This window comes from Mesorhizobium sp. B4-1-1 (genome assembly GCF_006439375.1).
In the GTDB taxonomy this organism is placed as follows: Bacteria; Pseudomonadota; Alphaproteobacteria; order Rhizobiales; family Rhizobiaceae; genus Mesorhizobium.
Genome location: NZ_VFTH01000012.1, coordinates 1 through 21,397 on the forward strand (window position 1 = coordinate 1; position 21,397 = coordinate 21,397).

20 protein-coding genes are annotated in these 21,397 nt (G+C 64.4%); 15 read left to right on the plus strand and 5 right to left on the minus strand.

All coding sequences use genetic code 11. The features are described 5' to 3' along the window. Nucleotides 1-366 precede the first annotated feature (366 nt). From iolE (FJW10_RS17565) to iolG, 6 genes are all read left to right on the plus strand, one after another. Nucleotides 367-1,296: a myo-inosose-2 dehydratase gene (gene iolE, locus FJW10_RS17565; protein WP_140901043.1), complete on the plus strand. Its 930-nt coding sequence runs from the start codon at nt 367-369 to the stop codon at nt 1,294-1,296. Beyond that, complete coding sequence (locus tag FJW10_RS17570) at nt 1,286-2,128, plus strand: polysaccharide deacetylase family protein (RefSeq protein ID WP_140901044.1); 843 nt, start codon at nt 1,286-1,288, stop codon at nt 2,126-2,128. The genes iolE (FJW10_RS17565) and FJW10_RS17570 overlap by 11 nt, the downstream gene beginning before the upstream one ends. A 102-nt stretch (nt 2,129-2,230) precedes the next feature. Then, nucleotides 2,231-3,211, plus strand: coding sequence for a sugar ABC transporter substrate-binding protein (locus FJW10_RS17575; protein WP_140834266.1), 981 nt, complete (start codon nt 2,231-2,233; stop codon nt 3,209-3,211). Nucleotides 3,212-3,406: 195 nt separating this feature from the next. Next, the gene (locus FJW10_RS17580) at nt 3,407-4,516 is read left to right on the plus strand and encodes an ABC transporter permease (protein ID WP_246674294.1); all 1,110 of its coding nucleotides are present in this window, start codon (nt 3,407-3,409) and stop codon (nt 4,514-4,516) included. Next, a complete protein-coding gene (locus tag FJW10_RS17585; protein ID WP_140834270.1) occupies nt 4,516-5,334 on the plus strand; it encodes an ATP-binding cassette domain-containing protein in 819 nt (272 codons plus the stop codon). The genes FJW10_RS17580 and FJW10_RS17585 overlap by 1 nt, the downstream gene beginning before the upstream one ends. 21 nt (nt 5,335-5,355) lie before the next feature. Continuing rightward, nucleotides 5,356-6,348, plus strand: a complete 993-nt coding sequence (iolG, locus tag FJW10_RS17590; RefSeq protein WP_140901046.1) for an inositol 2-dehydrogenase — start codon at nt 5,356-5,358, stop codon at nt 6,346-6,348. Nucleotides 6,349-6,368: 20 nt separating this feature from the next. Here iolG and FJW10_RS17595 read toward each other — a convergent pair whose 3' ends face one another. Further along, on the minus strand, nt 6,369-7,478 hold the full coding sequence (locus tag FJW10_RS17595) for a Gfo/Idh/MocA family oxidoreductase (protein ID WP_140901047.1): 1,110 nt from the start codon (nt 7,476-7,478) through the stop codon (nt 6,369-6,371). Between the two features lie 248 nt (nt 7,479-7,726). Between FJW10_RS17595 and FJW10_RS17600 the strand changes: the two genes are divergently transcribed. The 9 genes from FJW10_RS17600 to phnN all read left to right on the plus strand — a co-directional run bounded on the left by FJW10_RS17600 (nt 7,727) and on the right by phnN (nt 17,823). Next, entirely contained in the window at nt 7,727-8,572 is an 846-nt protein-coding gene (locus FJW10_RS17600; protein WP_181177561.1) for a MurR/RpiR family transcriptional regulator, read from the plus strand. Between the two features lie 154 nt (nt 8,573-8,726). Next, a complete protein-coding gene (gene iolC, locus FJW10_RS17605) occupies nt 8,727-10,661 on the plus strand; it encodes a 5-dehydro-2-deoxygluconokinase (RefSeq protein WP_140901049.1) in 1,935 nt (644 codons plus the stop codon). Between the two features lie 32 nt (nt 10,662-10,693). Continuing rightward, nucleotides 10,694-12,538: a 3D-(3,5/4)-trihydroxycyclohexane-1,2-dione acylhydrolase (decyclizing) gene (gene iolD, locus FJW10_RS17610; RefSeq protein WP_140901050.1), complete on the plus strand. Its 1,845-nt coding sequence runs from the start codon at nt 10,694-10,696 to the stop codon at nt 12,536-12,538. A 42-nt stretch (nt 12,539-12,580) separates the two neighbouring features. Next, nucleotides 12,581-13,495, plus strand: coding sequence for a myo-inosose-2 dehydratase (gene iolE, locus FJW10_RS17615; RefSeq protein WP_140901051.1), 915 nt, complete (start codon nt 12,581-12,583; stop codon nt 13,493-13,495). A gap of 82 nt (nt 13,496-13,577) precedes the next feature. Continuing rightward, on the plus strand, nt 13,578-13,790 hold the full coding sequence (locus FJW10_RS17620; protein ID WP_140834285.1) for a DUF3329 domain-containing protein: 213 nt from the start codon (nt 13,578-13,580) through the stop codon (nt 13,788-13,790). 380 nt (nt 13,791-14,170) lie between these two features. Then, complete coding sequence (iolB, locus tag FJW10_RS17625) at nt 14,171-14,983, plus strand: 5-deoxy-glucuronate isomerase (protein ID WP_140834287.1); 813 nt, start codon at nt 14,171-14,173, stop codon at nt 14,981-14,983. 248 nt (nt 14,984-15,231) lie between these two features. Next, nucleotides 15,232-15,939, plus strand: a complete 708-nt coding sequence (locus tag FJW10_RS17630; protein WP_140834289.1) for a DUF1045 domain-containing protein — start codon at nt 15,232-15,234, stop codon at nt 15,937-15,939. Nucleotides 15,940-16,060: 121 nt separating this feature from the next. After that, nucleotides 16,061-17,200: an alpha-D-ribose 1-methylphosphonate 5-triphosphate diphosphatase gene (locus FJW10_RS17635; protein WP_140901052.1), complete on the plus strand. Its 1,140-nt coding sequence runs from the start codon at nt 16,061-16,063 to the stop codon at nt 17,198-17,200. Further along, nucleotides 17,197-17,823, plus strand: a complete 627-nt coding sequence (phnN, locus tag FJW10_RS17640; protein WP_181177562.1) for a phosphonate metabolism protein/1,5-bisphosphokinase (PRPP-forming) PhnN — start codon at nt 17,197-17,199, stop codon at nt 17,821-17,823. The genes FJW10_RS17635 and phnN overlap by 4 nt, the downstream gene beginning before the upstream one ends. 163 nt (nt 17,824-17,986) lie before the next feature. Here the strand turns inward: phnN and FJW10_RS17645 are convergent, their stop codons facing one another. From FJW10_RS17645 to FJW10_RS17660, 4 genes are all read right to left on the minus strand, one after another. After that, nucleotides 17,987-18,802 (minus strand): ATP-binding cassette domain-containing protein, encoded by an 816-nt coding sequence (locus FJW10_RS17645; protein ID WP_140901053.1) that lies wholly within the window; start codon nt 18,800-18,802, stop codon nt 17,987-17,989. Further along, nucleotides 18,802-19,533: an ABC transporter permease gene (locus FJW10_RS17650; protein ID WP_246674295.1), complete on the minus strand. Its 732-nt coding sequence runs from the start codon at nt 19,531-19,533 to the stop codon at nt 18,802-18,804. The genes FJW10_RS17645 and FJW10_RS17650 overlap by 1 nt, the downstream gene beginning before the upstream one ends. Nucleotides 19,534-19,542: 9 nt before the next feature. Then, entirely contained in the window at nt 19,543-20,289 is a 747-nt protein-coding gene (locus FJW10_RS17655; protein WP_246674296.1) for an ABC transporter permease subunit, read from the minus strand. Nucleotides 20,290-20,464: 175 nt separating this feature from the next. Next, complete coding sequence (locus tag FJW10_RS17660; protein ID WP_246674297.1) at nt 20,465-21,307, minus strand: transporter substrate-binding domain-containing protein; 843 nt, start codon at nt 21,305-21,307, stop codon at nt 20,465-20,467. Nucleotides 21,308-21,397: the final 90 nt, after the last annotated feature.

Consider the following 21,397-nt stretch of genomic DNA (forward strand, 5'->3'; position numbering starts at 1 on the left):
CTCCCCCCTTGCGGGGGAGATGGCCGGCAGGCCAGAGGGGGGTGCCTCGCGCCGACGATGGCCGCCGGTGCTGCGTGAGCGCTTGCAAATCTCCCATCCCCCATCCTGCCACATCCGCCTTTCAGCACAAACTGGTTCCTTCATTTTCCGGAAAACTGGCCCTCGCGGGGGAGACAGAGCGGGATAGACTTCCCGCACTGACGTTGGGGTAAGACGTCGAAGACGAGGCAAGTTGGGCAGGGTGCTGGGAGGGCGTCCTGCCGAGCGAAACGGCGGGGTTCGCGCCCTGTCGCCAGCAATCGCAGCCATCTCCTCCCGAGACCGGACACCCCGCAGCCATCCCGGCTGCGGGGCGGAAAGCGAGCAATGACGACAGTTCGACTTGGCATAAACCCGATCACCTGGACCAATGACGACGTGCCGGAACTGGGCGGCGACACGCCGCTCGAGACCTGCCTCGGCGAGACCGCGGAAGCCGGCTATGCCGGCACAGAGCTTGGCGGCAAGTTCCCGCGCGACAGCCGCACGCTTCGGCCCATCCTCGACCATCACGGGCTGGCGCTGGTCTCCGGCTGGTATGACGGGCGCATCTGCGAGAAGGATGTGGACGAGGAATTCGAGGCGATCCGGCCGCATCTGACGCTGCTTCGGGATCTCGGCGCGAGACATGTGGTCTATGCCGACACCTCGCGCGGCCGGCATGGCGCGATCCACGACCCGATTTCGCAGCGCCCGAAGCTGATGGACGGGGAATGGAAAGCCTATGGCGCCAAGATCACCAAGCTTGCCGAGCGTTTTTCCGATTTCGGCGTCGGCATGGCCTTCCATCATCACATGGGCACGATCGTCGAGACCGACGCGGAGATCGACAGGCTGATGCACAGCAGCGGCGAGGCGGTCGGCCTGCTTTACGATACGGGGCACTGCGCCTTTTCGGGCGGCGATCCGGAGCAATTGCTGCGCCGGCATGTCGAGCGCGTCGTGCATGTGCATTGCAAGGATGTGCGCCCGGCGGCGCTGAAGAAGGCGCGCGACGCCGACATGAGCTTCATGGGCGCGGTGATGGAAGGCATCTTCACCGTGCCGGGCGACGGCGCGATCGACTATCCGACGCTGTTGAAGATCCTCGCCGACCAAGGCTATTCCGGCTGGCTGGTGGTGGAGGCAGAGCAGGATCCGGCCAAGGCGCCCCCCTTGACCTATGCCACCATGGGCTACCGCAACCTGAAGAGGCTGGCGCAAGGCGCGGGCTTCTACGTGCACGAGCGCGCACAGGAGGTCCGCCATGCCGGCTGAACGCAAGGTCGTCATCAACATCGACGATGTCGGCATGTGCCACGGCGCCAATGTCGCCTATCTCAAGCTGAAGCGCGCCGGCGCGGTCGACAGCGGCTCGGTGATGGTGCCCTGCCCGTGGTTCCTCGAGATCGCCGAGGAAGGCGCGAAAGACGCCTCGCTCAATCTCGGCGTCCACATCACGCTCACCTCCGAGAAGAAATACTACCGCTGGCGGCCGCTGACCAAGGCGAGCCAGGCGTCCGGCATCGTCGATAGCGACGGCTATCTGTTCCGCTCCGTGCCGGAATTGCGCGCCAAGGGCGAGCCGGACGCGGTGGAGGCCGAGATGCGGGCGCAGATCGATGCGGCCAAGGCTGCCGGGCTGTCGCTCAGCCATATCGACGGGCATATGGGCGCGGTGTTCTCGCCGGAGTTCGTCGATCGCTACGCGGCGGTCGGCATCGACTACGGCGTGCCGACTTTGTTTCCGAAAAGCATTGCGGTCTACGGACCGATCCATAATCTGGGCAAGCTGGACGACGGCGTCTATGCCGCGCCGGGGAAACGGCTGGAGCAAGCCGGCGAGACGCTGGCGAGCGCGGTTCTGGAGACGCCCTGGCACCGCAACCAGCCGGCCCGCGCGCGCTACGAGGCGCTGTTCCGTGAGATCGGCGAAGGGCTCAATTTCCTTTGCCTGCACGCCAATGCACCCGGCGAGATCGAGGAGATCGAACCGAACTCGGCGCAGATCCGCATCGACGAATTCGACCTGCTTCCAGACCCGGACTTCATAGCCTTCGTGGAGGGGCTGTCCATCCGCCGCGGCTCGCTCCGGGATTTCCGGGCATGATCATGCCCGCAAGGAGAGACCTGCAATCATGACGAAATGGCCTGACCAGGGAGGGTCGAGGCCAAGACTTTGGGAACACAACAACAACTGAGGAGAACCACTATGAGTGCCTTATTCTCGATCCGGAATGTGCTCGGCGCCGCGGCGCTCTCGCTTGCTTTTGCCGGCGCCGGCATTCTGCCTGCGCCGGCCCAGGTGAAGAAGGAAAGCGATGTGCGCATCGTTTTCGTCACCCACGGCCAGGCCAACGACGTCTATTGGAGCGTGGTGAAGAACGGTATGCAGGCCGCCGCCGAGCAGCTCGGCGTCAAGGTCGAATACCAGGCGCCGGAAACCTTCGACGTGGTGCGCATGGCGCGCATGATCGAGGCGGCGACCGCGTCCAAGCCGGACGGGCTGGTCGTCTCCATCCCCGACATGGACGCGCTGAAGGCGCCGGTGGAGGCGGCCAAGGCGGCAGGCATCCCGGTGGTGGTCATCGACAGCGGCGAGGAAGCGGTGGAGCCCTGGGGCCTCGACCTCTTCGTCGGCGGCGGCTCGGAATACGACAATGGCGTCAAGGCCGGCGAGATCATGGCCAAGGCCGGCGTCAAGAAGGGCATCTGCATCAACCACGAAGTCGGCAATGTCAGCCTGGACAAACGCTGCGAAGGCTATAATGACGGGCTGAAGAAGAGTGGCGGCTCCTCCGACGTGGTGGCGGCCACGATGGACCCGACCGACGTGACGCGCCGCGTCGAAGGCTATCTCACCGCGCATGCGGACGTCACCGGCGTGCTGACGCTCGGCCCGACCGTCGCGGCGCCGCTGCTCAAGATGTTTTCGGATGCCGGCACGATCGGCAACTACAAGATCGGCACCTTCGACCTGTCGCCCGAGATCCTCGATGCCGTCAGCAAAGGCACGATGATGTTCGGCATCGACAACCAGCAATACATGATGGGCTACTATCCCGTCGTCTTCCTGACCAACAAGGCGATGTACAAGACCTTCCCGACCTCGGCCGTGCGCACCGGTCCGTCCTTCATCATGAAGGATGACGCGGCCGCCGTGCGCGATCTCAGCAAGGCCGGCATCCGCTGATGCTATAATGGTCCGCCGGCGCTCTAAGATAGAGCATGATGTCGTCCGAAAACCGCTTCACACTTTTCGGCATCACGCTCTGGCCGGCGGGCACTTGTTGGACACGAAATCCGGGCGGAAGCCAAGGCGAAGCCGCCGAACCTGCCGCTTCGGATTTTTCCTGGGATGCCCTGGACGCTTATTGGGATGACGATCGTGACCGATGCACTGAACCCGGCTCATCCACCCGAGCCGAAGCCCGTTTCGCGACGTCTGGTGCGCCTGATGCGGCGGCCGGAGCTCGGCGCCATCACCGGCACCATCATCGTCTTCCTCGCCTTCGGCATCACCGCCGGCAACAGCGGCCTGTTCTCGATGGCCGGCATCGCCAATTTCCTGCAGGTGTCGGCGCAGCTCGGCATCCTTGCCGCGGCGGTCGCGCTTTTGATGATCGGCGGCGAGTTCGACCTGTCGCTGGGTTCGATGATCGGCTTTGCCAGCGTCACAATCGGGCTTTGCGTCACCCAGTTCGGGCTGTCGATCCCCTTGGCGGTGGCGATCGCCTTCGTCATCGCCATCATCGTCGGCGCTTTGAACGGCATCCTTGTGGTGCGCACAAGGCTTCCCTCCTTCATCGTAACGCTGGCAGGCCTGTTCATCCTGCGCGGGCTGACGCTGGCCATCACGCGCACCGTCACCGGGCGCACGCAGATCCCCTATATCACCGACGGCCAGGAAGGCAGCTTCGTGGTCTGGCTGTTCGGCGGCAAGTTCGGCGCGCCGGTCTTCGCCTGGCTCGCCTCGCATGGCGTGATCGCCGCGCGCCCCGACGGCTCGGCGATGGTGCAGGGCCTGTCCATGTCGATCCCGTGGTGGGTGGCGGTGACGGCCTTCGCCACATGGCTGCTGGTCAAGACGCGCTTCGGCAATTGGGTGTTCGCCGTCGGCGGCGACGACCGCGCGGCGCGCAATGTCGGCGTGCCGGTCGACCGGGTGAAGATCCTGCTGTTCATCGGCACGGCGCTGTCGGCGACGCTGTTCGCCGTCATCCAGGTGCTGGAAGCCGGCTCCGCCGACACGCTGCGGGGCACGCAGAAGGAGTTCCAGGCGATCATCGCGGCGGTGATCGGCGGCTGCCTGCTCACCGGCGGCTACGGCTCGGCGATCGGCGCCATGTTCGGCGCGCTGATCTTCGGCACGGTGGAGATGGGCATCTTCTACACCGGCATCGACACCGACTGGTTCCAGGTCTTCCTCGGCTCGATGCTGCTGATCGCCGTGCTGGTCAACAATTACGTGCGCCGCAAGGCGACGGAGGCGCGCTGATGGCCGAGCCCGTTCCGCTGATCGAACTGCGCAACGTCACCCGCCGCTTCGGCTCGGTGACGGCGCTGCGCGACATGTCTTTCGCCGCGCATGCCGGCGAGGTGCACTGCCTGCTCGGCGACAACGGCGCCGGCAAGTCGACGCTGATCAAGACGCTGTCAGGCGTGCACACGCCGAGCGAAGGCCAGATGTATGTCGACGGCAAGCCGGTGACTTTTTCTTCGCCAAGGCAGGCGCTGGACGCCGGCATCGCCACGGTCTTCCAGGACCTGTCGATGATCCCGCTGATGAGCATCACCCGCAACTTCTTCCTTGGACGCGAGCCGGTGAAGGGCTGGGGACCCGCCAGGCGTATCGACATGAAGGCCGCCGATGCGATCGTCTATGACCAGCTCGGCAAGATCGGCATCAATGTGCGCGATCCGCAGCAAGCGGTGGGCACGCTTTCCGGCGGCGAGCGGCAATGCGTGGCGATCGCCCGCGCCGTCTATCACGGGGCGCGCGTGCTGATCCTCGACGAGCCGACGTCGGCGCTCGGCGTGCACCAGGCCTCGATCGTGCTGCGCTATGTGGCGCAGGCGCGCCAGCGTGGGCTCGCCGTCATCTTCATCACCCACAACATCCACCATGCCTATCCGATCGGCGATGTCTTCACCATGCTCAACCGCGGCCGCTCGCTCGGCACGTTCCGCAAGGGCGACATCACCGAGAAGGAGGTGCTCGACATGATGGCCGGCGGCCGCGAGATCCGCGAATTGCAGCAGGAACTGGAGCGCTTCACCAAGCCGGGATCCGGCGCGGAAGCGGCTGCTCGCTGAGGCATTACAGAAGGTAGAAAAATGATCGACGCCGCATTGTTCGGCGCCGGGCTGATCGGCTCGGTGCATGCGAAAAACCTTGCCCGGCATCCGGGGGTGCGCCTGCGCACTATCGTCGACCCGCGCCGCGACGCGGCTGAGCGCATCGCCACCGGAACAGGCGCGGAGATCGCCGACACCGCAACCGTGATGAACGACCCGTCGATCAAGGCCGTGGTGATCGCTTCCGCCACCCGCACCCATGCCGGCCTGATCGTCGAGGCCGCCGCCAAGGGAAAGGCGATCTTCTGCGAAAAGCCGATCGACCTCGACATCGCACGCACGGACGCATGCTTGGCGGCGGTCGAGAAGGCCGGCGTGCCCTTGCAAATCGGCTTCAACCGGCGCTTCGATCCGTCCTTCGCTGCTGTGAAGCGAAGGATCGAGGCCGGCGAGATCGGCGCGGTCGAGCAGGTGATCATCACCAGCCGCGACCCGGAACCGGAAACCGAGGAGGCATTGGCGGGCGGCGGCGGCGTGTTCCGCGAGATGACCATCCACGATTTCGACATGGCGCGTTTCCTGCTCGGCGAGGAGCCGGTGGAGCTCTTCGCCACCGGATCGTCGCTGGTCGCGCCCTACTACGCAAAACTCGGCGATTACGACACGGCGATGTTCATCCTGCGCACGGCATCCGGCCGGCAGTGCCACATCAACAACAGCGTGCGCGCCGTCTATGGCTACGACCAGCGCATCGAGGTGCATGGCTCAAGGGGCATGCTGCAGGCCGGCAACCGCACGCCGACCTCGGTCAGCCTCAGCGGCGAGAGCGGGATCGCGGCCGACCGGCCGCTCTATTTCTTCGTCGAGCGCTATGCCCAATCCTACGAGGCGGAACTCGACCATTTCATCCAGTCGGTCGCGGCGGGACGAAAGCCGGCGGTCGGCCCGGCGGACGGGCGCAAGGCGATGATCCTGTGCGAGGCGGCACTTGCCTCGGCCAAGTCCGGCCGCTTCGAGCCGGTAAGGCTCTGAGGCCTATCGAGTTGTCTGCCCTATCGCACATCCACCCAGCGCTGCTCCTGGAACGAGCGCGCCATGGCATGCACGGTGCTCTCGATCTCCAGCCCCTCGTCAAAGTCGATGATGCGGGCCGGCTTGCCGGCGATGCGCATCAAGAGCTCGCGGCATTCGATCATCTTGAGGTCGTTGAAGCCGAGGCCGTGGCCGGGCGCCGGCAGGAAGGAATCGTAAGGCTTGTGGTGCGGCGCGACCAGGACGGTGCGGTAGCCCTGTTCGGTCGGCCGGTCGGCGGTGAGGTAGAGCTGGAATTCGTTCATCCGCTCCTGGTCGTAAAGGATCGAGCCCTTCGAGCCAAAAATCTGGATGGCGATGCGGCCCTTGCGGCCCCAGGCCGAGCGATTGACCATGAGCGTGCCGGCAACGCCGTTTTCCAGATGCATCAAGACGCTGGCGATGTCGTAGGTCTCGACCGCGCGGCGGGCGCCGGAAGCGGTCTTGCGGTCGGCATAGGGTTTGACCATGTCGCACATGACGCGCGAAACACGGCCGAACAGCGCCTTGATCAGCGACAGCGGATGGACGGCGAAATCGTCGAGCGCGCCGTAACCGGACGAAGCCTCGTGCTTCCAGAAGAACAGCGCTTCCGGGTCGGCCATGAAATCCTCGTCCATCTCGATGCGCACGAGGTTGACGTCGCCGATGATCTTTTCCTCCAGCAGCGCGCCGATGTGGCGGATGGCTGGGTTCTGGATGTAGTTGTAGCCGAGCACGGCGACCTTGCCGGATTTCTTCGCCGCGGCCGCCATGGTCTCGGCCTCGGCGAAACTCGGCGCCATCGGCTTCTCGCACCACAGATGCTTGCCGGCTTCGAGGATGGCGATCGCCATTTCGGGGTGGAACTGGTTGGGCGTGGTCAGCGAAACGATTTCGACGTCAGGATCCTCGACCACGGCGCGCCAGTCGCCGGAGCCTTTTGCGAAGCCGAATTCGCCGGCCTTGCGCCGGGCAAGCTCGTCATTCACCTCGCCCAGATGCACCAGTTTCGGCTTCTCGACATCGGGAAAGACAGTGCCGACCGCGTTCCAGGCGATGGCGTGGCACTTGCCCATGAAGCCCGTGCCGATGAGGCCCACTCCGACCATGTCGATTGTCTCCGCGCCAGAGCAATTCCAGGAAAAGTGCCGAGCGGCTTTCCGTCCGGAATTGCGTCAACAAACAGATGGAGCGGTTCCGTGAAAGCGGAATCGCTCCGGGAAAATACTGATGTGGATGAATTAGTCCATTTTGGTAAAGAATGGAACATCCAAATCATTTTTTATGGTGTTCTTGCGCGAACTCGTTATGATGAGGCAGGAGAGGGGCAAACCTTATGGGCGTGGGCGGAGCGACGATGGACGAACGGGTGCCTCGCGATTTCGAAACGCTGCGCGCGACGATCCTGGACAGGCGCGCGAGCTTGCCCAAGCGCATCGCGCAGATCGCCGCCTATGCGCTCGACAACCCCGACGACATCGCTTTCGGCACGGCGGCAAGCATCGCCGCCTCGGCGGGCGTTCAGCCCTCGACGCTGATCCGTTTTGCCCAGCAGCTCGGCTTCGACGGATTCACCAGCCTGCAGCAGGTTTTCCGCGAGCGGCTGCGCGAACGCAACTCCTCCTATGATGAGCGGCTGGCAGCGCTGCGCGCCAAGGCCGAGGACGGCGGCGGGCATCGGGCGATCTTCGACGGCTTCGTCGCCGCCGCCAGCACCTCGCTGGGCGATATTTCTCGCGCGCTCAACGACGCGCATTTCGAAGAAGCGGTGGCGCTTCTGGCGAAGGCCGAGACGATCTATGTGCTGGCCAAGCGCCGCTCCTATCCGGTGGCGTCCTACATCGCCTATGCGCTGGGCAAGCTCAAGATCCGCAACCAGCTGGTGGAATCGGCCGCAGGGCTGAACGCCGAGATGATCGGCTTCGCCACGCCGCGCGACGCCGTCATCGCCATCAGCTTCTCGCCCTATGCGCCGGCGACCATCGACGAGACACGCTCGATCGCGGAACAGGGCGTGCCGATCGTGGCGATCACCGACTCGTCCTTCTCGCCGCTGGCGCAGTTCGCAAAGGTCTGGTTCGAGGTCGCCGAGGCCGATTTCGGCGGTTTCCGCTCAATCTCGGCGACGATGGCGCTGGCCATGGCGCTGACCGTCGCCGTCGGCGAGAAGCGCCGCGAAACCGGGCGCCGGCGCAAGGGCTGAGCCTCGCCGGCGAGCGCTTTTCGGCATGGGAACACTCATTCCATATTGACTGTAGATTGGAATTAATATTTCATATTGACGACACCGCGCCGTCGCTGGCGCGTGCTGTCCAAAACGACGCTGCTCTATCCAACAAGGCCGATGGGAGGTTCGAATGGGCGAAGCCGTGGAAGGGAAATACCCGCCGCTCGACGTCATCACCATCGGCCGCGCCTCGGTCGATCTCTATGGCCAGCAGATCGGCTCGCGGCTGGAGGACATTGCCTCTTTCGCCAAGTCGGTCGGCGGCTGTCCGGCCAATATTTCCGTCGGCACGGCAAGGCTCGGCCTGCGCTCGGCGCTGCTGACGCGCGTCGGCGACGAGCAGATGGGCCGTTTCATCCGCGAGCAGCTTCGACGCGAGGGCGTGTCGGTCGACGGCTTGAAGACCGACAAGGAACGGCTGACGGCGCTGGTGCTGCTTTCGGTCGAGAGCGAAGGCGTCTCGCCAATGATCTTCTACCGCTCCGACTGCGCCGACATGGCGCTTGCCGAAGAAGACATCGACGAGGCTTTCATCGCCTCGGCGCGTTCTGTGGTCGTCACCGGCACGCATTTCTCGCGGCCCAATTCCGATGCCGCGCAGCGCAAGGCGATCCGCCTGATGAAGGCCAAGGGCGGCAAGGTCGTGTTCGATATCGATTACCGCCCGAACCTCTGGGGTCTTGCCGGCCATGCCGAGGGTTTCGAGCGCTACGTCAAATCCGACCGCGTCTCGGCACAGCTGAAGACCGTGCTGCCGGATTGCGATCTCATCGTCGGCACCGAGGAAGAGATCATGATCGCGTCTGGCGCCGACGATTGCCTGAGCGCGCTGAAGACGATCCGCGCCCTGTCCTCGGCGACCATCGTGCTCAAGCGCGGCGCCAAGGGCTGCATCGTCTATGACGGCCCGATCAGCGACGATCTCGAGGACGGCGTCGTCGGCAAGGGTTTCCCGATCGAGATCTATAACGTGCTCGGCGCCGGCGACGCCTTCATGTCCGGCTTCCTGCGCGGCTGGCTGGGCGGCGAGAGTTTTGCCACCGCCGCGACCTGGGCCAATGCCTGCGGCGCCTTCGCCGTGTCGCGCCTGCTCTGCGCGCCGGAATATCCGACCTTCGAGGAGCTGCAGTTCTTTTTGAAGCAGGGCAGCAAGCATCTGGCTCTGCGCAAGGACGAGGCGATCAACCACATCCATTGGGCAACGACGCGGCGGCGCGACATCCCTTCGCTGATGGCTTTGGCCTGCGACCATCGTGTGCAGCTGGAAGACGTTGCCGCCAAGGTCGGCGCCGATGTTTCGCGTATTCCCGACTTCAAGGTGCTGACGGTCAAGGCGGCGGCAAAGGTCGCCGCCGGCCGCGACGGCTACGGCATGTTGATCGACGAGAAATACGGGCGCGACGCCATGTTCGAATTCGCACGCCATCCCTTCGCCTGGCTCGGGCGTCCCGTCGAATTGCCCGGATCGCGGCCGCTGCGCTTCGAGTTCTCGCAGGATATCGGCTCGCAGCTCACCGAATGGCCGGTCGACCATTGCATCAAATGCCTGTGTTTCTATCACCCGGACGATCCAGAGGCGCTGAAGCTGGAGCAGCAGCAGAAGCTGCGCGCGCTGTTCGAGGCGGCGCGGAAAGTCGGCCGCGAATTGCTGGTCGAGATCATCGCCGGCAAGCATGGCAAGCTCGACGACACCACCATTCCGCGCGCGCTGGAGGAGCTCTACGCGCTGGGCATCAAGCCGGACTGGTGGAAACTCGAGCCGCAAGCTTCGGTGGGCGCCTGGGCGAAGATCGAACAGGTGATCGTCAGGAACGATCCCTGGTGCCGCGGTGTCGTGCTGCTCGGGCTCGAAGCGCCTCAGGACGAGCTGGTCGCGGCCTTCGCGGCAACCGCCAACGCGCCGATCGTCAAAGGGTTTGCCGTCGGTCGCACCATCTTCATCAACGCCGCCGAACAATGGCTGGCCGGCAGGATGTCGGATGACGAGGCAATCGCCGACATGGCCGCGCGCTTCGAGCAGCTGACCGAGGCGTGGCTTGCCGCGCGCGGCCGCAAGGCCGCATAAGAAGACCGCTGAAGGATTGCGGAGGAAACACGATGAGCAAAACAATTCGCCTGACGATGGCGCAGGCGCTGACCCGCTTTCTCAGCCGGCAAATGACCGAGATCGACGGCAGACAAGTGCCGATCTTCGGCGGCGTCTGGGCGATCTTCGGCCATGGCAACGTCGCCGGCGTCGGTGAGGCGCTCTATGAGGTGCGCGACGAGCTGCCGACCTTCCGCGCCCATAACGAGCAGGCAATGGCGCATGCGGCGATCGCCTATGGCAAGGCGAATTTCCGCCGCCGCTTCATGGCAGCGACCACCTCGATCGGCCCCGGTGCGCTCAACATGGTGACGGCCGCGGCACTTGCGCATGTAAACCGGTTGCCTGTCCTGTTTTTGCCCGGCGATGTCTTCGCCAACCGCCTGCCCGACCCGGTGCTGCAGCAGGCCGAGGATTTTTCCGACGGTACGGCATCCGTCAATGACTGCTTCCGCCCTGTATCGCGCTATTTCGACCGCATCACGCGGCCGGAGCAGATCATTCCGGCGCTGAACCGCGCCATGCAGGTGCTGACCGATCCGGCCGAATGCGGCCCGGTGACGCTCTCGCTCTGCCAGGACGTGCAGGCCGAGGCCTTTGATTATCCCGAAAGCCTGTTTGCCGAGCGCGTCTGGACGCCGCGCCGGCTGCGCCCCGACCGCAATGAACTGGCCGCCGCCGTCGCGGCGTTGAAGGGGGCGAAAAAGCCTTTGGTGATCGCCGGCGGCGGCGTTCTCTATTCGCAGGCGACCAGCGAGCTGGCCAAGCTGGTGCAGGGCGCCGGCATCCCGGTTTGCGAGACCCAGGGGGGCAAGTCTTCGCTCCCCGACGATCATCCGCTCAACATGGCCGCCGTCGGCGTCACCGGCACCTCAGCCGCCAACCGTCTGGCCGAGGAAGCCGATGTCGTGCTTGCCGTCGGCACCAGGCTGCAGGACTTCACCACCGGCTCCTGGGCGCTGTTCAAGAGTGCCGGCCGCACCATCATCGGGCTGAACACCCAGGTTTTCGACGCCGGCAAGCATTGGGCGTCGCCGCTGGTCGCAGACGCCGCCGAGGGGCTTGCCGAGCTTGCCGCTGGACTGAAAGGCTGGAAGGCGCCTGCCGCCTGGACCGACAATGCATTGAAGGGCAAGACGGAATGGCAGGTCGCCGCCGCCAAGGTAACGGCCTCGACCAACGCGGCCTATCCTTCCGACGCGCAGGTGATCGGCGCCGTGCAGCGGGCGATGGGCTCCGATGTAACGCTGCTGCATGCCGCCGGCGGCCTGCCCGGCGAATTGCACAAGCTCTGGCAGGCCGGCGCGCCGGGCTCCTACCATGCCGAATACGGCTTCTCGACCATGGGCTACGAGATCGCCGGCGGGCTCGGCGTCAAGATGGCAAGGCCTGACCAGGAGGTCGTCGTCATGGTCGGCGACGGCTCCTATCTGATGCTCAATTCCGAGATCGCCACCTCTGTCATGCTTGGCTTGAAGCTCACCATCGTGCTGCTCGACAATCGAGGCTATGGCTGCATCAACCGGCTGCAGATGGCGACCGGCGGCGCCAACTTCAACAATCTCCTGAAGGACTCGCGCCACGAGGTGATGCCTGACGTCGACTTTGCCGCCCATGCGGCGAGCCTCGGTGCCCTCGCCGAGAAGGTGGCGTCGATCGCGGAGCTGGAGACGGCGCTGGCCAAGGCCAAAGACAACGACAGGACTACGGTGCTGGTCATAGACACTGATCCGCTGGTGTCTACCGAGGCCGGCGGCCACTGGTGGGACGTCGCCGTGCCGGAAGTCTCCTCGCGGCCCCAGGTCAACGCCGCGCGCAAGAAATACGAGGAAGCCTTGGGCGGCCGTCAGGGCTGAGCCGGCGTCCGCCTCATAATGAACTGACATCGGAGCGAAGACTTGAAAGCCAAACTGGGCATGTCCCCCATCGCGTGGTGGAATGACGATCTCGTGGAGCTGAGCGATGACGTGTCGCTGGAGGAGTGTCTGCGCCAGTCGCGCTCGGCGGGCTTCACCGGCATGGAGATGGGCCGCCGCTTCCCCAACGACCCGAAGGTGATGCTGTCGATCCTGAGAGAGGCCGACGTCACGCTTTGCGGCGGCTGGTTCTCCGGCACGCTGGTCGATGAGGACATGGCCAGGAACAAGGACCGAATCCAGCCGATGATCGACCTGTTCAAGGCGGTCGACGCGCCCTGCATCGTCTATGGCGAGGTCGGCCGCTCCATCCAGGGCGATCGTTCGAAACCCTTGGCCACCAAGCCGAAGCTTACCGGCGACGAGATGAAGGCCTATGGCCGCCGCGTCACCGAATTCGGCGAATGGTGCGCGGACCAAGGCATGCCGCTTTCCTACCACCATCACATGGCGGCGGTGGTCGAGACCGAGCCGGAGCTTGACGCCTTCATGCGCCATTCCGGCGAAGGCATTCCGCTTTTGTTCGATGCCGGCCATCTGGCCTTTGCCGGCGGCGACGTGCTGCGCGCCATCGACAACCACCACAAGCGCATCAACCATGTCCATGTGAAGGACGTGCGCATGGGCCTGATCGACGGGCTCGACCGCTCAAAACAGTCCTTCCTCGATGCCGTGGCGCTCGGCGCCTTCACCGTGCCGGGCGACGGCTCGCTCGATTTCGGCGCCATCGTCCAACGGTTCGCCGATCATGGCTATGAGGGTTGGTTCGTCGTGGAAGCGGAGCAGGACCCGAAGAAGAACCCGCCGCTCAAGATGGCGCAGGTCGGCCACAAGGAGCTGATGCGGGTGATGACGGCCGCCGGCTATACGGTCGAGACGCAGGGTTTTCCGGCCTGAACGGGAGATTCGTCATGAATGATGGATTAGTCGGGACGCTCGGTCTATCTGATGCGCCTTGGGCAAATCCTGGATTGGCGCGATGAAAGACTATGAGCACCCCTTCTTCCGGCCGCTGTGGCGCCGCATCGCCATCGTCGCGGTCTGCCTGGTCTGGTCGGTGATCGAGTTCGCCTCCGGCACGCCGTTCTGGGGCGTCATCGCGCTGGGCTTCGCCGGTTATGCGGTGTGGCAGTTTTTCTACCTCTACAAGCCGGCCGAGGAAGCAAAGCCTCCGGCCGAGCCGAGGGAATGAAGCGGTCGATGGGGTGGAGGGTTCACGGATCGGACAGCGCGCATGGCGCATCGGATGCATTAGCGATTGGCTGAAACATCTTTCGCTTCGTCATCCACGGGCGAAGCAAGGAGCGAAGCGACGCGGCGCAGACCCGAGGATCCATTCCGTGACTTCGAAGCAACCGCTGCGGTGCAGAATTCTGCTCCGCTGCACTCTTCGACTGAGGGAACGGAATTGATCCTAGGGTCTCCGCGACGGAGCTTCGCTCCTGCTCCGCCCTAGGATGACGAAGTTGAGAGGAACCGGCCAATCTCCACGGTTTTCACGATAGTCCAATGAACGATGAAATCCTGCAAGCAGGCCTGAAAATCGAAGCGTCGAGGAATTAGGAGACAAAAATGTCGAAACTGCTCGTCAAGGCCGACAAGGGCCACGGCCACGTCGCTCATGTCACGCCGCAAAGCGCCGGCTGGACCTATGTCGGTTTCGATCTGCATCGGCTGAAAGCGGGCGAGACGGCGTCCGGCAAGACCGGCGACCGCGAGGTCTGCCTGGTCTTCGTCACCGGCAAAGGCAAGGCGTCGGCCGGCGGCAAGGACCTAGGCCTGCTCGGCGAGCGCATGTCGCCCTTCGAAGGCAAGCCTTGGTCGGTCTATGTGCCGGAAGGCGCTGACTGGTCCGTGACGGCCGATACAGAACTGGAGCTTGCCGTCTGCTCGGCGCCTGGCTTAAGCGGCGGCCTGCCGGTGCGCGTCATCGGACCTGACGATCTCGACCGGGAGGTGCGCGGCAAGGGCACCAACACGCGCTACGTCACCAACATCCTGCCCGAGGGCAAGCCGGCGGATTCGCTGCTGGTGGTCGAGGTGATCACGCCAGGCGGCCACACCTCGAGCTATCCGCCGCACAAGCACGACCAGGACAATCTGCCGGCGGAATCCTATCTCGAGGAGACCTATTACCACCGCCTCAACCCGCCGCAGGGCTTTGCCTTCCAGCGCATCTACACCGATGCCGACCGCAACGGCGTGCGCGAGCTGGACGAAGCGATGGCGATCGAGGATGGCGATGTCGTGCTGGTGCCGAAGGGCTATCACCCCTGCGCGGCCTGCCACGGCTACGACCTCTATTACCTCAATGTCATGGCCGGACCGAAGCGGACGTGGAAATTCCACAACGCGGCCGAGCACGAGTGGCTGATGAAGGCCTGATCGGCACGCCGGCGAAGTCGTTGGTCCAGTCCGGAAAAATCGTCGGCTAAGCACCTAGCGACTGGACTTGCCTTCGAAAACCCACGAAAGCTTCGTCAATCCGTCATGGAAATCACCTATGGCAGCGGTTCCGGTGCATGTCGCCGCAAACGCTCCGGCGTTTTTGGGCCACGACTTGCCAAGACAATGACTTGAAGCGCGTCGCATATTCCTTTCGGGGCGCGCAGCGCGCTTGACGAGGAATGCCCATGCGCTACGCCATCTACTACACTCCGGGACAGGACGAGAAGCTGGCGCGTGTTGCCGCCAACTGGCTGGGCCGCGATCCGTTTGGCGCGGCGACGCGACCGGTCGAGGCCGTGGGCGATCTGTCGGCCGCGGAAGTCGCCTTCCATACCGCCTCCGCCAGGCGCTACGGGTTCCACGCGACGCTGAAGGCGCCGTTCCGGCTGGCGCCGGACGAGACGGAAGCTTCGCTGCGCGCTGCTCTCGACAGTTTCGCCGAAGCCACTCCGCCAGTCGTCATCCCGCGCCTCGTGGTCGGCCAGATCGACGATTTCTTCGCCCTGGTGCCCGAAGCCGCGTTCGCCCCGATCAACGATTTCGCCGGCGAGGTCGTGCGCGCCTTCGACTGCTTCCGTGCGCCATTGACCGAGGCCGAGATCGAGCGCCGCAGCCCAGATTCGCTGAAGCCGGACGAGTTCCGCAACCTCTGCCAATGGGGCTATCCTTACGTCTTCGACACATTCCGCTTCCACATGACGCTGTCGGGGCGCGTTGGGCCACAGGAAAGCCCGCGTCTTCGCGCAGCGATCGACGGACTGTTCGCCGACGTGCTGCGGCAGCCGGTGCCGGTGGATGCGCTGACATTGTTCGTCGAAAGCGAGCCCGGCGCCCCGTTCATGGTGCTTTCCCACCATGCGCTTGGCCACGGCCCGGCCCGCAAGACCGCCTAGGGCAGTTCAGCGGAAACGCTGAACTGCCCTATCTCTTTGTTTACGCAATTCCGGGCGGAAAACCGCAAGGCACTTTTCCTGGAATTGCTCTGATTGAACCCTCGAGGTAGGACCGCCTGAGATGACCGCCGAAACCGTTCTCACCAATGCCCGCATCGTGCTGCCGGACGAAATCGTCCAGGGCTCGCTGTTGTTGCGCGACGGCCTGATCGCCGCCATCGAACCGGGCGCTGCCCGCACCGGCGAGGACATGGGCGGCGACTACATCATCCCGGGTCTCGTCGAGCTCCACACCGATCACCTCGAAGGCCATTACGCGCCGCGCCCGAAAGTGCGGTGGAACCCGATTGCCGCCGTGCTTGCCCATGATGCCCAGGTGGCGACCGCAGGTATCACCACCGTGCTCGACGCCTTGCGCGTCGGCATGGACGAGGATGCCGACCTGAAGTCCGACGACGTTCGCAAGCTGGCCGACGCGATCGAGGACAGCGTGCGCCAGGATCGGCTCAGGGCCGACCATTTCATCCATCTGCGCTGCGAGGTCTCGGCGCCGGACTGCCTCGAGGCTTTCGCCAATTTCGAGACTGACGACCGGGTGAAACTTGCCTCGCTGATGGACCATGCGCCCGGACAGCGCCAGTTCGTCAACCTCGAGACCTATGCCTACTATTACCAGCGCAAGCTGAAGCTGACGGACCAGGACTTCAAGAAGTTCTGCGAGAAGCGGATGGCCGAATCGGCCCGCAATTCCGGTCCGAACCGCGTCTTCATCTCGGCCGCCTGCCAGGAGCGCGGCATTGTGTTGGCGAGCCACGACGACGCGACCTCCCGCCATGTCGAAGAAGCAATCGAGCAGGGCGTACGCGTCGCCGAGTTCCCGACGACGGAAGAGGCGGCCAAGGCCTCGAAGGCGGCCGGCCTCGGCGTGCTGATGGGCGCGCCCAACGTCATGCGAGGCGCCTCGCATTCCGGCAATGTCTCGGCGCGCACGCTTGCCGCCGACGGCCTGCTCGACATCCTGTCGTCCGACTACATCCCCTTCAGCCTGATCCAGTCGGCCTTCTTCCTCGGCGATGTCGTCGAGGGCATCTCGCTGCCGCAGGCGGTCGCCATGGTGTCGAAGAACCCGGCCGAAGCCATCGGCCTTGCCGATCGCGGCGTCATCGAGCCGGGCCGCCGCGCCGACCTGGTGCGGGTGCGGGTCGACGACCATGTGCCGGTCGTGCGCACCGTGTGGCGCCAGGGCCGCCGGGTCGCATGATGGTCTCGGCCCTCATCGAGCGCGAACTGGCCGAAAGCCTGCCGATCCGCAACGGCGTCTTCGTCGCGGTGGTCGGCCCGAGCGGCGCCGGCAAGGATACGGTGATCGGCTACGCCAAGCAGCGCTTCGCCGGCGAGACGCGGCTGGAATTCGTGCGCCGTGTCATCACCAGGCCGAGCGACACGGCAAGCGAGGACCACGACACGCTGGCCGATGCCGCCTTCGCGGAAGCGGAGGCCGACGGCGCCTTCTCGCTGTGCTGGGACGCGCACGGCCTGCGCTATGGCCTGCCGGCCGATGTCGACTGGGCCGTGGCGAACGGCCACGTGGCGGTCGCCAACGTGTCGCGCGCGGTCATCCCGGCGCTGCGCGAACGCTACGCCAATCTGGCCGTGGTCGAGATCACCGCGGCGCCGGAGATACTGGCGGAACGGCTGGCGGCGCGCGGCCGCGAATCACGCGGCGAAGTGCTTGCCCGCCTGGCGCGCAGCACGAGCGTCAAGCTGACAGGACCGGACGTCACGTCGATCGACAATGGCGGCGACAAGGAGGTCGCCGGCGAACGCTTTGCCGAGGTGCTGCGCAAGGCGATGGCGTTCTCCGACCTGTCGGACATGATCTAAGATATGCTGATATTCAGGTGAGCCCGGCCTACAAGTAGCGGCTCGCCTGCGCTTCCGGTGCTCACGTACCTAAGTACGCTCCGCTCCGGTTCTCGGAAGCCACCACTTTCGGCTCGGCCTGACCTGAATCTCAGCGCATCTTGGTGCCGAGCAAGGTCCGTCCTCACTTGTTGAAGTTGGCGATGAACTGCTTGAACTGCGGCGTCGGCGGCCTGGCGAACATCTCCTTCGGCTCCCCGACCGAATCCACGTCGCCCTTGTGCAGGAACATCACCTTGCTCGACACGTCGCGGGCGAAGCCCATTTCATGGGTGACGACCAGCATGGTGCGTCCTTCTTCCGCGAGCGAACGCATGACGCGCAGCACCTCGCCGACCAGCTCCGGATCGAGCGCGGATGTCGGCTCATCGAACAGCATCACCTTGGGATTCATCGCCAGCGCGCGGGCGATCGCAGCGCGCTGCTGCTGGCCGCCCGACATATGCGGCGGATAGTAGTTGCGGCGCTCCCAGATGCCGACGCGCTTCAGCAATGCCTCGGCCTGCTCCAGGCACTCCGCGCGCGGCCGCTTCAGCACATGCGTCGGCGCGGCGACGAGGTTTTCCAGCACGGTCATGTGCGACCAGAGATTGAAGCTCTGGAAAACCATGGCGAGGTTGGCGCGGATCCGCTCCACCTGGCGGATGTCGGCCGGCATTTGGTGGCCGTCGCGGCCCCGCTTCATCCGGATGAGCTCGCCATCCACGCGCACTTCGCCGGAATCCGGGGTCTCCAGGAGATTGATACAGCGCAGCATCGTGCTCTTGCCGGACCCCGAGGAGCCGAGGATCGAAATCACATCGCCCTTGTGCGCTTCCAGCGAAATGCCCTTGAGCACCTCGTGATCGCCAAAACACTTGCGCAGGTCCTTGACGCTGATGGCTGCCTTGTCGTCCGGGGACGATGCCGCTTGCGCGGCAGTGGCGACATTTGCCGACATCACAACACCTCCGGAACGGATTTGATTTGCTGGCTCTGCTCGGGCGGGGGACGCAGATGCGGTGAAAGCCGGTATTCGACCCAGGCGAACAGGCGGGCGATCGACAGGTTGAGAAGCAGGTAGATCACGCCGGCGCAGGTCAGCACCTCGATCGGCCGGAACGTGTCGTGCTGGATCTTTTGCGCCGTTCCCATCATCTCCATGATGGTGACCACGGACGCGAGCGCGGTCGCCTTGGTCATGAGGATGATTTCGGTCGAATAGGCCGGCAAGGCCAGCCTGAGCGCGATCGGCAGCGTGACGAGGCGGAAGCGGGTGAAAGCCGACATGCCGAACGCCTTGGCCGCCTCGATCTGGCCGACAGGCACCGCCCGCAGCGCGCCGCGGAAAATCTCGCTCTCGTAGGCGGCTGTGTTCAAGGCCATGGCGACGATCGTGCAATACATCGGATCGCGCAGGATCGGCCACAGGATCGGGCTGTGGCGAACGAAATCGAACTGGGAGAGCCCGAAATAGATCAGATAGAGCTGCACCAGCAGCGGCGAGCCGCGGAAGACGAAGACATAGGCGCGGGTGAAATATTCGCCGAACTTGTAGCCGGAAGCCCGCAACCAGGTCAGGCCGGTGGCGATGATGAGGCCGAAGGCGATGCCGAAGAACCAGATCTCAAGCGTCAGCGGCAGCGCCTTCAGCACGCTCCACATGGTCGAAAGGTAGAAGTCGAAATCCACCGCCACCTCTTATTTCGGCCGCGTGAAACTGCGGGAGGTGTAACGCTCGGCCTTTTCGAAGATCGGCGTCGAGATCGAGGTCATCACCAGATAAAGGATGCCGGCGACCGTGTAGAAAAGCAGCGAATGATGCGTCGAACGCGCGGCCTTGTTCGCGGTGAGCATCAGCTCGGCGACGCCGGTGACCGAGATCAACGCCGAATCCTTGATGGTCAATTGCCAGACATTGCCCAGACCCGGCACGGCGAGGCGCAGGACTTGCGGCATGATCACGAGACGAAACCGCAGCCAGGCCGACATGCCATAGGCACGCGCCGCTTCCAGCTCGCCGCGGTGGATCGCCAGGAACGACCCGCGAAAAACCTCGGCCTGATAGGCGCCGGAAATGATGCCGACCGCGAGAACGCCGCCTAGGAAGCTCGGCATGTTCAAGATGTCGGTCGAGCCGATCGATCCGGTGGACCTCGCCACGCCGGTCAAGACCTGCGTGCCGCCATAGTAGAACAGATAGATGATCAGCAGTTCCGGCTCGCCGCGAAACACGGTGGTGTAGCTCTCGCCGATGAACCTCAATCCGCCGCGATGCGAAAGCTTGGCCGCCGCAACCAGCGAGCCCAGCACGGCACCAATCAGCATCGAGACGATGGTGACGGCGAGCGTCCAGCCGATGCCCCAGAGCAGTTGCACGCCCCAGCCGGCGGCCAACAGATCATAGGCCGTCGACACCTGGTCCTTGAGATCGTTGAGAAACTCCACGTACGGCTCCTGCGGGCGTCGACGGGTTGCCCGCCTTAAAGCGCGTGTCAAAACGGGTTAGGCGACGCGCTTTAAGGCCTTGCCTTGACGCATGTCGTTCTCCCAAAACCGCTGCGCACTTTTGGGCGACATGCAAAGCAAAACGGAAGCAGCCTTGGCTGCTCCCGTTGCGACATTACTTGGTAATGTCGATCTTGAACCACTGCAGGCTGTATTTCGACACCGAGCCGTCGTCGAGAGCCGCCTTGAGCGCCTTGTTGTAAATGTCCTGCAGGTCCTTGTCGGTCTTGCGGAAAGCGGCGCCGATGCCCGGCCCGAGGATCGGGCCACCCTTGAATTGCGGGCCGACGAATTCCAGGTCCTTGGCGTCCGGCTTGGCCAGCGTGCCGAGGAAGTAGGTGGTGTCGGCGAAAGCGACGTCGATGCGGCCCGCCATCAGGTCGAGGTCATGCTCGTCGGTGGTCTTGTATTCATGGACGTTGGCGACGTCCTTGAGATACTTGTCGGCAAACGTCGCCTCGGTTGTCGAAACCTGCAGGCCGACATTCTTGCCGGTGAGCTCCTTGCGCAGCATGTCGAGCGCCGCCTTGGATTCGGCGTCGTCCTTCGACAGATCGATCATCTTGCCGCTGTTGGACAGCTGCGCCAGCGGGCCGTTCTTGTCGGCAAGGAAAGCCACCGGCGAAGAGGCATAGGGGATCGAGAAGTCGATGGTCTTCATGCGCTCTTCGGTGATCGACATGCCATCCATGACGATGTCGAACTTGCCGGCCGTCAGGCCGGGAATGACGCCGTCCCAGTCCTGCGCCACGATGTTGCATTCCAGCTTCGCGCGGGCGCAGACGTCGTTGAGGATATCCACCTCGAAGCCGACGATCTTGCCGCTGGCATCCGTCTGGTTCCAGGGGGCGTAGGAGCCCTCCATGGCGACCGTCACGGTCTTCCAGTCCTTGGCCATTGCCGGGGTCGCGCAGGTCAGTGCCAGCGCGGCGAGCGCGATCCAACGTGATGAGGTCACGGTAATTTCTCCCATATTCTGTTCTTGGAATCCTCAGATACCAATTGCTTAGCCCAGCCCCAATTCTGCGACAAGGGCAGTTTTCCGGTT